This is a genomic window from Actinoplanes sp. HUAS TT8, from assembly GCF_051380535.1.
Lineage (GTDB): Bacteria > Actinomycetota > Actinomycetes > Mycobacteriales > Micromonosporaceae > Actinoplanes.
In genome coordinates this window covers 4,936,969-4,950,687 of sequence record NZ_CP195646.1, presented here as the reverse complement: position 1 = coordinate 4,950,687, position 13,719 = coordinate 4,936,969, and the positions used below count along the sequence as shown (strand labels likewise).

At 72.5% G+C, this 13,719-nt stretch carries 8 protein-coding genes; 4 read left to right on the top strand and 4 right to left on the bottom strand.

Annotated elements, in window-relative coordinates; all coding sequences use genetic code 11:
• Positions 1 to 12 precede the first annotated feature (12 nt).
• Both ACSHV8_RS22070 and ACSHV8_RS22065 read left to right on the top strand, forming a co-directional pair.
• Positions 13 to 753 carry a hypothetical protein gene (locus tag ACSHV8_RS22070; protein ID WP_436535642.1) on the top strand — a complete coding sequence of 247 codons (741 nt, stop codon included), beginning with the start codon at positions 13 to 15 and terminating at the stop codon, positions 751 to 753.
• Positions 754 to 794: 41 nt separating this feature from the next.
• The gene (locus tag ACSHV8_RS22065; RefSeq protein ID WP_436535641.1) at positions 795 to 3,587 is read left to right on the top strand and encodes an AfsR/SARP family transcriptional regulator; all 2,793 of its coding nucleotides are present in this window, start codon (positions 795 to 797) and stop codon (positions 3,585 to 3,587) included.
• A 16-nt stretch (positions 3,588 to 3,603) separates the two neighbouring features.
• Here the strand turns inward: ACSHV8_RS22065 and ACSHV8_RS22060 are convergent, their stop codons facing one another.
• Positions 3,604 to 4,443 (bottom strand): alpha/beta fold hydrolase, encoded by an 840-nt coding sequence (locus ACSHV8_RS22060; protein ID WP_436535640.1) that lies wholly within the window; start codon positions 4,441 to 4,443, stop codon positions 3,604 to 3,606.
• Positions 4,444 to 4,500: 57 nt separating this feature from the next.
• Positions 4,501 to 5,319 carry a ricin-type beta-trefoil lectin domain protein gene (locus ACSHV8_RS22055; protein ID WP_436535639.1) on the bottom strand — a complete coding sequence of 273 codons (819 nt, stop codon included), beginning with the start codon at positions 5,317 to 5,319 and terminating at the stop codon, positions 4,501 to 4,503.
• 116 nt (positions 5,320 to 5,435) lie between these two features.
• On the opposite strand from ACSHV8_RS22055, the gene ACSHV8_RS22050 reads away from it, so the two are divergent.
• Entirely contained in the window at positions 5,436 to 7,238 is a 1,803-nt protein-coding gene (locus ACSHV8_RS22050) for a hypothetical protein (RefSeq protein ID WP_436535638.1), read from the top strand.
• A gap of 12 nt (positions 7,239 to 7,250) precedes the next feature.
• On the opposite strand, the gene ACSHV8_RS22045 is transcribed toward ACSHV8_RS22050, so the two are convergent.
• On the bottom strand, positions 7,251 to 8,294 hold the full coding sequence (locus tag ACSHV8_RS22045; protein ID WP_436535637.1) for a MinD/ParA family ATP-binding protein: 1,044 nt from the start codon (positions 8,292 to 8,294) through the stop codon (positions 7,251 to 7,253).
• A gap of 227 nt (positions 8,295 to 8,521) precedes the next feature.
• Between ACSHV8_RS22045 and ACSHV8_RS22040 the strand changes: the two genes are divergently transcribed.
• Positions 8,522 to 9,697, top strand: a complete 1,176-nt coding sequence (locus tag ACSHV8_RS22040) for a S8 family serine peptidase (RefSeq protein WP_436535636.1) — start codon at positions 8,522 to 8,524, stop codon at positions 9,695 to 9,697.
• A 57-nt stretch (positions 9,698 to 9,754) separates the two neighbouring features.
• Here ACSHV8_RS22040 and eccCa read toward each other — a convergent pair whose 3' ends face one another.
• Positions 9,755 to 13,684, bottom strand: coding sequence for a type VII secretion protein EccCa (gene eccCa / locus ACSHV8_RS22035; RefSeq protein ID WP_436536858.1), 3,930 nt, complete (start codon positions 13,682 to 13,684; stop codon positions 9,755 to 9,757).
• Between the last annotated feature and the right edge of the window lie 35 nt (positions 13,685 to 13,719).

The following is a 13,719-nucleotide window of genomic DNA, read 5'->3' as shown; positions in this document are numbered from 1 at the left end:
TACGCTGCCGCTATGGGGATCAGGTTTTTCGGGTGGGTGGCTCGCCGGCGGGTGGCCGTACTGATAGCGGCATTGGTGTTGGCGGTCGCTCTTCAGGTGCTGGTCGGGAATGATCACCGCCTGGAGCTGGGCTTCGTCGTCGCCGTTCTGTCGATGGTGGTGCTCGGCCTGCTCGCAGCTGTTGCCGGCCGGATCCACCGCCCGGCGATCCTCGTGGCACGGCCTGAGATTCCCGCCTTCGAGCGCCCGGCGAACCCGGCCGCCGTCCTCGGCGCCGCGGCGTACACCTCTTTCGCGGTCTACATGATGGGCTCGGCGGTCCGTGACGTCGCGGACGACACGGACCTCTGGTTCGGAGCCGTCCTGGTCGTGGTGCTGCTCACGGGGCTGTCCGTCCAGTGGCTGACGGCTCTGGGCCGGTTCGGGGTGCGGCTCACCCCGGAGGGAATCCTCGACCGGCAACCGCTCGGGTCGCTGCGCGTGCCGTGGGACGCGCTGGCCACACCTCGTGCCGCTCTGCCGCGTGACTCGCAGCGGGTGCGGCTCTACTTCGCGCGTCCCGAGCTGGTCGGCAAGCGGGGACTCCGGCTCGGCGATCCCACCCTGCTGCCGGCCCCCGGCATCGAGGCGGAGTTCCTGGCCCGCGCGATCCATGAGTACGCCAATCGCCCCGACCTTCGTCCGACCGTCGGCTCGGAGGCGGCCCTGGCCGGTTTCCGGGAGATTCCGCAGGTCGCCGCCCTCACCAGTTGAGGGTGCGGCCGGACCAGTTCGTGGATGGGGCGGGTGATCCCGTGCGGGTGTGCGTTTTCGGCGGCCTGCGCATGTGGCGTTCGGGCACCGAGGTGGCGATCGGGTCGGCCCGGGTCCGGACCGTGCTCGCTGTCCTGCTCGCGGCGCGGGGCGCCACAGTGAGCGTGGCCGACCTGGTCGACACCGTCTGGGGTGATCGGCCGTCGGCCAGCGCGGTCAATCAGCTTCAACGGCTGATCGGGCAGGTTCGCCGGCTGTTCCAGCCGGAGCTGCCGAACCGGGAGACCGGGGAGTGGCTGCTACCGGTCGGTGAGGGCTATCGGCTGCGGCAGGACGCGGACACGTCGGATCTGATGTCCTTTCTCGCGCTGGCGGCCGAGGCCCGGGCGGCCGGTGACACCGCTGACGCCGTGGAGAAGCTGGAGCGGGCCCTGACTCTCGCGCGGAATCAGCCGTTCGCCGGGCTGCCGCCGGAGGTGCTCGGCCTGCCCGTGTTCACCGCGATCGAGGCCGTCCGCACGCAGGTGGCGGTGCAGGCCGCTGATCTTGCCCTGGGTGAGCCGGCGGCGCAGCGGCTGCTCACCCTGCTGACCACGTACGCGCAGGCCATGCCGATCCATGAGCCGTTGCAGGCCCGGCTCATCCGGCTGCTGACGGCGGCCGGGCGCCGCGCCGAGGCGCTGACGCAGTTCGAGACCGTGCGGCACCGGCTGGCCGAAGATCTGGGCGTCGATGCCGGGGCCGAGCTGCAGGCCGCGTATCGCGACGCGCTGGCCGCGCCGGTGCCGCCGGCCTCGCCCCGGCCCGCGCAGCTTCCGTTGCGCATCCCCGGGTTCAGCGCGCGCGAGGATCTGACCGACGCTCTGGAAGCCGGTCGGGCAGCGGGTCTGGTGGTGCTCAGCGGCATGGGTGGTGTCGGCAAGACCACGCTCGCCGTGGACTGGGCGCGTCGGGTCGCCGCCGATTTCCCGGACGGTCAACTCTTCCTCGACCTGCGCGGGTTCCATCCGGGCGGGCGCCAGCTGCACCCGGTCGAGGCGCTGACGACGCTGCTGCGCCTGATGGGCGTCGTCGCACCCGACAACGAGGATGCGGATGCCCTCGGCGCCCGTTTCCGCACACTGGTCGCGACCCGTCGCATGATCATCGTGCTGGACAACGCTCGCGACTCGGCTCAGGTGCGGCCCCTGCTGCCCGGTGCCCCCGGTTGCCTGGCCGTGATCACGAGTCGTAGCCGGATGCCCGGCCTGGTGGCGCGGGAAGGAGCCTGGCCGGTGCATGTCGGCCGGCTCAGCCGGCCCGCGGCGAAGGACATGCTGACCCGTCGCCTCGGCCCGCGCCGGATCGAGGCCGAACCGGCCGCGACGGACCGGCTCGTCGAGATCTGCGCCGGCCTGCCGCTGGCCCTGTCGATCGCGGCCGCGCGGATCGCGGTGAGCCCGCAGGAATCCCTGACCAGCGTGGTGACCGAGCTGGAGTCGGCCCGGCACACGCTGGACGGGCTCGACACCGGCGAGGAGCACGACAGCGTACGGTCAGCCTTCTCCTGGTCGTACACCGTTCTCTCGGAGCCCGCGAAACGTCTGTTCCGGCTGCTCGCGGCGTATCCGAGTGCGGTGCTGTCGGCCGACACCGCGGCGAGCATCGCCGGTGCCGACGTGCGGGCCGAGTTGACCGAGCTGACCGTGACCAACATGTTCACGCTGCTCAGCGCCGGCCGGTACACGGCGCACGACCTGCTCCAGACGTACGCCGCGGAACTGCTCGACGACGACGCGGACAACCGCGAGCAGGCCGAACGCCGGCTGGTCGAACACTATGTGCATGCGTCCCGCAACGCGTACCTGACCTTCCAGGTGCTGCCCCCGACCGACCTGGGGCCGCCGCCGCCCGGCGTCTTTCCGCCCGTTCCGGCCGACGTCACGGCGGCTCACGACTGGTACGTCCGCGAGCGCGCGGCCGTGGTCGCGGTGACCGACCTCGCCCTGCACCGGGGCTGGGCCCGGCCGGCCGCCCTGATCCTCATGCACGTGCGGCCGATGCGGTCCTCCCACCCGGAATCGACGTCCGAGATCCGGCGGCAGGCGAAGCGGACCGTGGAGGCGGTCACGGCGCTGGGCGATCAGGGACTTGAGACGCTCATCCTGCGCGAGGCGGCGATCCAGGAACGACCGCACGCCCCGGATCTCGCCCGTGAATATCTGACCCGGGCGCTGGCCATCGCCGAGAGCCGCAAGGACCTGATCGGGCAGGCACAGATCCTGCGCAACCTCGCCTACCCGGGGACCTCGTCCGGGGCCGAGCAGGTCGGATACGCACAGCGTGCGGTCGATGCGGCCCGCCAGGCCGGCGACGCCAGCGTGCTGCTGTACGCGTTGTTGCAGCTCGCGTCCAGCCGGCAGAACGACGGCGACCTGACGGCCGCCGCCGCTGCCGCCGACGAGGGTTTCGCGCTGGCGGGCGAGGCCGGGATGGACGATGCCCGCTGCACCCTGGCCATCAAGCGTGCCGCGGTGGCGCTGGAGGCCGGCGACGACGAGACGGCGATCCGGATGGCCCGGTGGGCGCTGGACCACGGCGCGGTGACCGATGAGATCAACACCTTCACGGCGACGCTGGTGCTGGCCCAGGCCTGCCATCGCAGCGGCGCCGCCGAGGCCGGGCGTGCGGCGGCAGAGCGCCTGGGCGCGCTGGTCCGCGGTCGTGAGGCGATCTTCGCCGAGATCGTGGGGCCCGATCGGTTCACCGAGCACATGGCCAGGGCCGGCGTTCCGGTCGGCGACGCCGTCGCCGGGGAGCAGGGCCGGGACCGCGGTGTCCCGGCCTATCGATGAGCGGCGGACCCCGCGGTCACGGAAGGGCGGCGACGATCTCGGCGACCTGGGCCGGCGCCGAGAGGAACGCCGAATGCGACGCGTCGAGCTTGACGACCTCGGTGGGGTTCGCCGGGAACGCGGCATCGGCCTGGGTGATGAACAGCTGTTGCAGTGCCGCGGGGATGGTGCGGTCCTGGGCGCAGAGGACGTAGGTGCGGGGCACCGAGCCCCAACGGTCGGTGAGCTCGGTGCTCTCCGTCACCATCGCCAGTGGAGCGTCGCAACTGAGAAGCGCGGTCGCCGCGGCCGCCGTCGTCTTGTTTACGTCACCGTAGAAGGCCCGGCGGAAACCCGCCTGCACCTCGGGATCGAGGTTGCCGGGGTCCACCCGCAGAGCTCCGGTGACCGTGGGGTCACCGACCAGCAGCGACATGAACTGGTTGTCCTGCGCCTCGGGCAGCGCCGGATAGGCCAGGCACGGCGTGCCCGACGCCGGCATGTAGGCCGAGATGTAGAGCATGTGCGCCACCAGCTCCGGTTCCCGTTCCACCGCCCTGGTCAGGACCGCGCCGCCCATGCTGTGCGCCACCACCGACACCGGGCGGCCGGCGCCGGCCTGCCGTAATTGGGCGAGGAGCAGGTCGGCGGCGACGTCGAGGCCGATATCGGCGACCGGAGACGGTTCGGTGGCGAAGGCGGCCGGATCGAACGGCCGACGGCCGGCCGAGGACGGGGGCACGGCATGAAGCCCGTGTCCCGCCATGTCGACCGCGACCGCGGAACGGCCCCGCGTGGCGAGATGGGTGATCACCTCCGTCCACGCCCACGAGCCGTGATAGAAGCCGTGCAACAGGACGATCGGCGTGTCAGCCATCATGTCCCCTTCGCTGTTCTCGGTTCGGTACGACCGAAGGTCCGTAGCGCGGCCCGATCAGGCCGTACGGATCCACTTCTGGTTGCTGTCGCCGGTGCACTCCCACAGCTGGAGCAGCGTCCCGTCGGCGTTGATCCGGTCGGTGATGTCCACACACTTGCCGATGACGGTGTTGACCAGATCGTGGGCGCGATTGACGATGAACTTCTGCGACCAGTCGCCGGAGCAGGAGGTGGCCAGCACCTTGGTGCCGTTGGCCGAGGAGGCCCCGGCCAGGCCCATGCACAGGCCGGCGTTGCGCAGGGTGCCGTCCGACCCGACCGTCCAGCGCTGGGCCGCGCTGCCGTCACAGATGCGGACACGGAGCTGCGTGCCCGCCCCGCCGGCGGCGACGCACTTGTTCCCGAACGCCGCGATCGTGGAGGCCGGAGTCGCCGGGGCCGGTGTGGTCGTCGTCTGCGCGGTCGTGACTTTCGGCGTGGCCGTGGTCGTCCGCACGGAAGCCGCGGCCGCGGACGTGGCCGTGCCGGCCGGGGCGGTGGTGGCGGCCGGGACGACGGCGGTGGTGACCGGGTTGGTGGGCTTGGTCGAACTTCCGGGTGTCGAGGTGCCGCTGGCCACGGCCGGTCCGCCGGAGGCAACGGTGGACGCAGAAGCCTGGCCGAAGGCCACTCCGGGCAGGACGGCCGCCGCGGCCGGGGCCGACGACTCGCTGATCGTGGCCGACCCGCCGGTGGGAGTCTCGGCTCCGCCCGTCTGGCTGGCGACCGCGGCGCCGGCGACGCCCAGGGTGAAAATGGTGGCAACCGCTGCCAGAACACCGTTCTGATGTGACGGCCACGATGCCGGGTTCGACACGAAAATCCTCCTGGTCACCGGGGAGCCTTCCCGATACGACGGCTCGGCGGGCCGGTGGTTCATCGGCGCGGACAGAAACTGCGATCGGAGCCCGGCCGTCGGGCGGCGTGAGCCGGATGGGGAATGATGGGCCGGTGAGTACTCGGTCCGACCCGCCCCGTGTCCTGAGTACAGCCGGGGTCACGATCGTCCACCGGGGGGTGCAGCCGCCGCCGGCGGAAGCGGTGACCGCCATCGGCCCGGAGGCGGGGCGGCATACCGTCATCGTGGCCGCCGATCCGCCGCTGCGGCTCAGCGAGCTGGGCGGACTGCTGGAGGATCGGCTGCCGATCGGGGTCGGCTCGATCCGGCTCGTGCTCTCCGGGGCGGGGCGCCCCGACGTCGCCCGACCGCTCGCCGACGGACTGCGCCGGGAGGTCGTGGCGCCGTCCGGCTCGGTCCTGCTGCTGCCGTCGGGGCTGCTCTTCGTGGCCGACGGCGGATGGATCGCGTTCCGGCCCGGACAGGGTGCCGAGGTGCAGGGGTCACGGTTCCCGGCGGCGCCGTGGGAGTGGACGCCCGACGCGGTTCCGCGTGTCCTGCCCGGCGGGCTGAACGCTCGCGGCGTGCCCGCCGGACTCTGGCTGACCGCCGGCGGGATGCACGACGTGCCGCTGCCGGCCGAGGTCCTGTCCGTGCCGGTCGATCCGGAGCGGCCGACCGTTCTGCTCGGCCATCCGGGCGAGCCGCCGATGGACCCCGAGCAGGCTCTGACGTCCCTCGCGGCGCTGCCCAAGGCGATCCGGCGGCGGCTGACACTGCTGCCGAACGGGCTGGGCAGCGTGGTGGCCCACCTCATCGGGGAGCGGTTGGCGATCCGTACCGGTGGGGAGATCGACGTGGTGGCCGGGGTGCCCGACACGGACGACGGCGTGCCGGTGTTCACCACGATCGACGCCGAAGGGCGTCGCGGATGGCAGCCGTACGCGGAACGCGTGCGCTACCGCGCCGCCGCCGAACCCCGCATCGTCGCCTGGCGGGCGCCGTTGCCGGGCGGTACCGGCGACCAGCCCGTCCAGCGCGTCGGCGCCGGGCTGACCGTGGAGGTGATCCGGGCCGGGCTGTGGCTGCGGGGCGACGAGAACCCGGATGCGGAACAGGCCCGGCGGGTGCCGGCCGAGACGCAGCCGCTGCTTGTGCTGGGCGTCGCCGCGACCGACCGGGTGGCCGAACTCCCCGGAGCCCTGGACGCGCTGGCCGGCTCCCTGCCCGCCCGGGTCGCCCGGAGCCTGCGGCTGGTCGTGACCCGGCCGCCCCGGGACGGGCAGGCGCCGGGCTGGCGGGAGATCGTCGCCCGGTTCGGGCCGCCGCTGGTCGTGGTCGGTGACGGCGAGTTCGCCGTGCTGCCGTCGGCGGACCTGCTCGGGACCGGAGAGTTCGCGGTGATCGAACCCCGGACAGCGACGACGCTCCCGGATGAGCCGGCCCGGCCGGCGGTGCCACGCGCGGCGGTCGCGGTGCCGACGGTCGTGGTGACCGTGCCCCTGCCCGGGGGTGCACCGCTGCTCGACGCCGAAGGCATGTGGACCCTTCAGCCCTCGGCGGACGACGGCCTTCCGTCGTACCGGGGAACGGTCTGGACCGCCTGGGAGCCGCCGCCCGGCGGCTGGCGGGTGGGCGGCGAGGTGATCACGGGCGGACCGGCCGACGCGCTCGCCCGACCGGACTTCACGGAGCCGGCCGGGGCGGTGGTCGCGGTGTGGTCGGCGAGCGGCCGGCGGCTACCCGGAGCAGCGGGTCACGTCCGGTTCCCGGCGGGCACCCGGCTCCGTGTCCTGGTGGTCGAGACCGGCCTGGTGCTGCTGCGCGAGGTCACCTCGGACGACGACTCCCGGATCCGGGTGCAGCTGCGCCGGACCGAGCAGGCCCGGCGCCGGGGAACGGCCCGGGCCGGCTGATCCCGGCCGGGCTCAGTCCTGGTCCCGGATGCTCAAGGAGTCGACGACGGCGGTGCAGGCCAGCAACCAGGCGCGGCGGGTGCTGTCGGCCAGCGCGTCGTACGCCATGCGGCCGCCGGAGCGGATGTACGGGTCGTGGGGGATGACCACCACCTCGCGGACGATCGCCCGGTAACGCCCGGCGATGTCGTCCAGCAGGGCCGCGTCGGTCTTCGGGTCGGCGCAGGAGATCACCGCCACCGCGTTCGCGGCCAGTTTCTCGTGGCCGCTGCGGATCAGGTGATTGAGCATCCACAGGCCACTGTCGGCGACGTCCTGCTGGACTGTGGTGGGCACCACCAGGCAGTCGGCCTTCGAGGTGGCGGCCCGCCAGTTCGGGGCCCGGACGTTGTTGCCGGTGTCGATGACCAGCAGCCGGTAGTAGCGGCTCAGTGCCGTCCACAGCTTGCCGAACGCCTGATCGTCGATGATCTCCATGCTGCCGGGTACGTCGTCGGAGGCCAGCACGTCGAAACGGGCGCTCTGCGGGCGCAGGTAGCCGGAGAGCCGGCCGACGCTGGCCGACGTGGACAGGAAGCCGTCGATGTCGCGCAGCAGGTCGATCACCGTCTGCTGGTGGGTCGCCTGTTCGGCCCGCATCCCGAGCGTGCCCCTGGTCTCGTTGTTGTCCCAGGCCAGCGTGTACCCACCGCGGTGGAAGCCGAGGGTGGCCGCGGCCAGCAGCGAGGTCGGTGTCTTGGCGGCGCCGCCCTTCGGGTTGGCGACCACGATGGTCATGGTGCGGCTGAACGGGCGCAGCAGACGTTTACGGGCCGCGCGGTGCACCAGTTCGTCGGGGCGGGCGGGCAGGTGGATCAGGCCGTTGCTGAGCCGGTTGGCGCGGCCCCGCCAGCCCCACTGCGCCGGGCGTTCCGCCGGCTGCGGCCCGGCCGCGGGCTCGTCGGCCGTCTCGGGCGTGACCGGTTCCGGGGCGATCGGCGCGGCGGCCGAGGCCTGCCAGGCCGCGACCGTGGGCGGCTGGGCCTCGGTGCGGCGCGGGTCCGAAGACAGGTCCATGTGATCTCTCCTTACTCGGGCTGCGAAGCCAGGGTGTCGTTCAGGAGAGAAGGGCAGCGTCGGGCCCGGAAAGGGCGACGGGGTTGATCGCTCCTCCGGCTCGAACTGTACGTCAGATGTCACCCGCAACTTCCTCCGGACCTCGGTGAACCGCAGGTGCCGTGGCCCGTCGTACCTGTGGGGTTGATCGTCGGGCAGCAGCGGAGAAGGCACGGTGGAGCGCTGGGATGCGGATGAACAGGGACGGCGCCGTGGTGCTGACCGGCGTCCTGGTGGCGGGTGCGGCGCTGGCCGGCCCGGTGCCGGTACGGGCCGCGGGGGCCGAACCGCCTCCGCTGCCGGCCGCGACCGAAGGCTGTGTCGGCCCGTCGCCGGTGGTCGCCGACCAGATGTCGTGGGCGTTCCGCCGGGTCGGCCCGGCGAGTGTGTGGCCGCTGACCCGGGGCGCCGGGGTGACCGTGGCGGTCGTCGACACCGGGGTCAGCCGCGGCGGTGGCGGTCTGGGCGGCCCGGCCGTGCTGGCCGGCCAGGACGTCACCCGGGTCGGCCGGGGTGATGCCGACTGCCTCGGCCGGGGCACCGCCCTGGCCGCGGTGATCGCCGCCCGCCCGACCCCGGGAAGTCTTTTCGTCGGGGTCGCGCCCGAGGCGACGGTGCTGCCGATCCGTGTCGTCGGCCGGGACGGCAAGGTCCCCCCGCAGGCCCTGGCCAAGGGCATCCGGGCCGCGACGGCCGCCGGCGCCGATGTCGTCCTGGTCGGGCTGGGCACGCCCACTCCCGACGCGTCGTTGAGGGCGGCGGTCCGGGAGGCGCTCGCCCGGGACGTGGTCGTGGTGGCCGCGGTGACCGACCAGAAGGGTTCCGGCGGGCGTCCGCCCGCACCCTGGTACCCGGCCAGTGACGACAGCGTGATCGCGGTCGGCGGGATCACGGCGAACGGGCTGGCGACCGAGGCCGGGTCGCCCGGATCGGGCCTGGACCTGTTCGCGCCGGGCGAGCAGGCGTACAGCGTCGGCCCGGACGGCACCGGCAACTACACGGTCGGTGGCTCGGCGGTCGCCGCGGCCTACGTGGCGGGCTCGGCCGCGCTGGTCCGGGCGTACCTTCCGAAATTGACCGCCGACCAGGTGACGCGGCGTCTGATCACCGCGGCCGAGCCGGGTGCCGGGCCCGGTGTTCCCGGATCCCTGGACGTGTACGCGGCGGTGGCCGGCGGCCCGGACGACGACGCGCCGGTGGCGCCGCTGCCGGCCGGCCGGTTCGTGATCCCGGCGGCGCCGGGGATCGACCCGGTGAAGCTGATCGCCGGTGTGATCGGGGTGGTGACGCTGCTGACCGCTGGGATCGTCCATCTGGTCGTGGTGGCACTGCGCAGAGGCCGCCGCCGTCGCTGGCGACCCTGAAATAACGGTTCCGAGTGGACGGCCCGGCCGGTGATCACCGGCCGGGCCGTCCGCCGTTCAGGACACGGCGGTCTCGACCGGGCGGTACGCGGTCTGGATCAGCTTGCCGCCCCGCCGGGTGCACAGCAGCGCTCGTCCCGGTGGCAGCTGCCGCGGCCGCACATTGCCCAGCAGCGGCCCCTCGCTCGGCGGGCAGGACAGCGCCAGGTCGGGCGTGTTCGTCTCCTGCACCCGGCGGATCACCGGATCCATCGACATCCGCATCACGTTGGCCGCGCCCCGGGTCAGCACCAGGTGGAACCCGATGTCGGCGCCCTGGGCCAGGTACGGCACCAGCGGCAACAGCGGCGAGTCGTGCCCGGCCAGCAGGTCGTAGTCGTCGACCAGGACGAACAGCTCCGGACCGGTCCACCAGTCGCGGCGGCGCAGCTGCTCGGGGGTGACGTCGGCGCCGGGCATCCGCGGGGCGAGGCCGAGGACGGCGTCCTTGACGGTGTCCCTGGTCGAGTCCAGCGACACCGAGTAACCCAGCCGGTATTCGGCCGGCACGCAGTCGAACAGCTGACGCCGGTAGTCGACGAACATGATCCGGGCCTGGTCGGGTGTGTACCGGGACACCACGGACTGGGCGATGTGCCGCAGCACGGTGGTCTTGCCGCTCTCGTCGTCGCCCAGCACGGTCAGGTGCGGCAGGTCGGCGAAGTCGTGCCAGACCGGCAGCATCCGCTCCTCGTCCAGGCCGAGCGGGATGCGGATGTCACCCTCGGGCGCGGGCAGGGCCTCCACCGGTAGCACCGCGGGCAGGGTACGAACCCGGGGCGCCGGGTCGAGGTCCCAGAACTCGTCGATGGTGGCGACCAGGCTACGGATGCCCTCGGCCATGCCGATCGGGTCCGGGTTGCCGTCGATCCGCGGCAGTGCCGCCAGGAAGTGCAGCTTGTCCGAGGTCAGGCCGCGTCCCGGCAGCTGCGGCACGGTGGCCGCCAGGCGCAGGTCGATCACCGAGTCGACCGGGTCGCCGAGGCGCAGCTCCAGCCGGGTGCCGATCTGGTCCCGCATCCCGTGGTACACCTCGGACCAGCGGGCCGCGGTCAGCAGCAGGTGGATGCCGTAGTTCAGACCCTGCGCGGCGATCTGACGAACCGTGGCGTCCAGCGTCTCGAACTCCGAGCGCAGCGTGAACCAACCATCCACGACCAGGAAGACATCGCCGTACGGATCGTCGGTGATCCGCCCGTCGGCACGCATCTGCCGGTACGTCGCCATGCTGTCCACGCCGAGCTCGGAGAATCGGCGCTCCCGCTGGGTGATCAGCGCGGTCACCTCGGCGACGGTGCGGTTCACCCGGTCGGCGTCCAGCCGCCCGGCCACGCTGCCCACGTGCGGCAGCCCGGCGATCGTGCTCAGCGTGCCGCCACCGAAGTCGAGGCAGTAGAACTGCACCTCACGCGGGCTGTGGGTGAGCGCCAGCGCGCAGATCAGCGTCCGCATCAGCGTGCTCTTGCCGCTGCGCGGGCCCCCGGCGATGCCGACGTGCCCACCGACCCCGGCCAACTCCACCAGCAGCAGGTCGCGGAGCTGGTCGAAGGGTTTGTCGATGAACCCGATCGGGGCGATCAGCCGGCCGTTGCCGGCCCATTCCGGGGCGCACAGTCCCATCTCCGGGTCGGGCGCCAGTGTGGGCAGCAGCTGGTCCAGCGTCGGTGAGGCGCTCAGCGGGGGCAGCCACACCTGATGGGCCGGTGCACCCCGGTCGGTGAGCTGGCCGGCGATCACGGACAGCATGCTGTCCCGGCCGGCCGGGTCCGCCGTCGTGGTCTCCGACTCGGCGGGCTCAGGCATCGAGGACGGCTCCGGGACCCGCAGTTCGACCGCTTCCAGGGTGTACGGGACGACCTGCTGCTGAACGATCTCCTGCGGTGCGCGGGCGGTCCGTGGACGATAGGGGCCGGAGACGTACGCCGCCTTGAAACGGATCAGCGTGGACACGTCGGTCCGCAGATAGCCGTTGCCGGGCGCCGGTGGCAGCTCGTAGGCGTCCGGGACACCGATCACCGACCGGGACTCCATCGCCGAGAAGGTGCGCAACCCGATCCGGTACGACAGGTGGGACTCCAGCTGCCCGATCCGCCCGTCGTCGACCCGCTGGCTGGCCAGCAGCAGGTGCACGGCGAGTGACCGGCCCAGCCGGCCGATCATCACGAACAGGTCGATGAAGTCGCGATGCGTGGCCAGCAGCTCGCTGAACTCGTCCACCACCACGAACAACGTGGGCAGCGGGTCGAGCGGGGTTCCCTGGGCGCGGGCCCGCTCGTACTCCAGGACCGAGCTGTAGCTGCCGGCCGCCCGCAGCAACTCCTGGCGGCGGACCAGTTCGCCGTGCAGCGCGTCCTGCATCCGGCCGACCAGGGCGGCCTCGTCGGCCAGGTTGGTGATCACCGCCGAGGTGTGCGGCAGGCGGTCCAGGCCCAGGAACGTCGCGCCACCCTTGAAGTCGACCAGGACGAAGTTGAGCGTCTCGGACGAGTGGGTGGCGGCCAGCCCGAGGACCAGGGTCCGCAGCAGCTCACTCTTTCCCGAGCCGGTGGCGCCGATCAGCATGCCGTGCGGGCCCATCCCGCCCAGCGCGGACTCCTTGATGTCCAGCTCGACCCGGTTGCCGTCACTGTCGATGCCGATCGGCACGCGCAGCCGGTCGGCGTCCGCCCGGGGTGCCCACAGCAGGTCGACGTCCATGCGGCCCAGGTCCGGGATGTGCAGCAGGGTGCCCAGGTCGAAGATGCTCTTCAGGTTGTCCTCGGTGGTCTCGGTGACCACCCCCAGACGGTACGGCGACAACAGGCGCGCGACGGCCCGGGCATGACCGGCGCTCAGCCGGTCCGGGCGGCCGGTGCGGGAACGGACCTCGGCCCCGACCCGGTCGCGGCGCAGGTTCATCAGGTCGTCGCCGTCGACGTGCAGGCTCAGCACGCCCTTGGCGTTCGCCGGCGACGGGTCGTCCAGGTCGAGCAGCACCGCGTTGCGGTAACCGGCGGTGCCCATCCGGGCGCCGTTGCCCATCCGGCCGCCGTCGCGGACGACCAGCACGTACGGCTCGTCGCGGTTGGGGGTGGCCCCGGTCTCGTACCGTGCTCGTTCCAGGAAAGCCTCGCCGAGCAGGCGTTCCACGGCTTCGATGGAGTCGGCGGCCAGGCGCACGTGGCCGGCGCCGTCCTGCTCGGTGAGGTGCTGGGTGTGGGGCAGCCACTTGGCCCACTGCCAGGCCTCGGCGCCCGCCTCGTCGACGCAGAACACCAGGCGTACCTCTTCGGGCGCATGGAACGCGACGAGCTGGATCAGCAGGGAGCGGGTGAAGGCGCGATTGGCCTCCCGGTCCGGGCCGCTCACCCGGATCTGCGAGAAGCCCCGCAGGAACAGCGCCACCGGCTGGTCGGCGAGGGTCGTGTAGGCATTGATGAACCGGCGCAACGATTTGGCCGACAGCGGTTCCAGATCCTCGATCGGCTTGGTCTGCAACGGGGTGATCCGGGTGGCGAGCCGCTGCTCGCCGGTGCCGATGCGGACCTCCAGGAAGTCCGGGTGGGTCGGCCGCCGTTCCCACCGCCGGGTCGTCATGACCAGTGACCACAGCGATCGAGGGTCGGGATGCTGCCAAAGGCCGGCCTCACGCTGACTCGCCACGTTCTTGCGGACCCGCCGCCGGTTCTGCGCCAGGTACCGCAGGTAGTCGCTGCGGTCCCCGCCGACGCGCTGCCGCCGGTCGGCGTTGCCGAACGCGATCTGGGCCACCGCCATGCCACCCATGGCCACCGCCATCATGGAGATCATCACCCAGGTCACCGTGCCGCGTGAGGGCCCGACGAACATGAGCATCATCACCCCGGACATCAGGGCCATCGGCAGCACCATCATGGCTTGGCGCATGCCGTTGTTCTGAATTTCCGGCAGGGCGGGCGGCTCCTGCAGCTGGAGTTCTCCGGTCGGCATGGCTGGGCCGTTGCGTCGCGCCGGACGCCGGAACA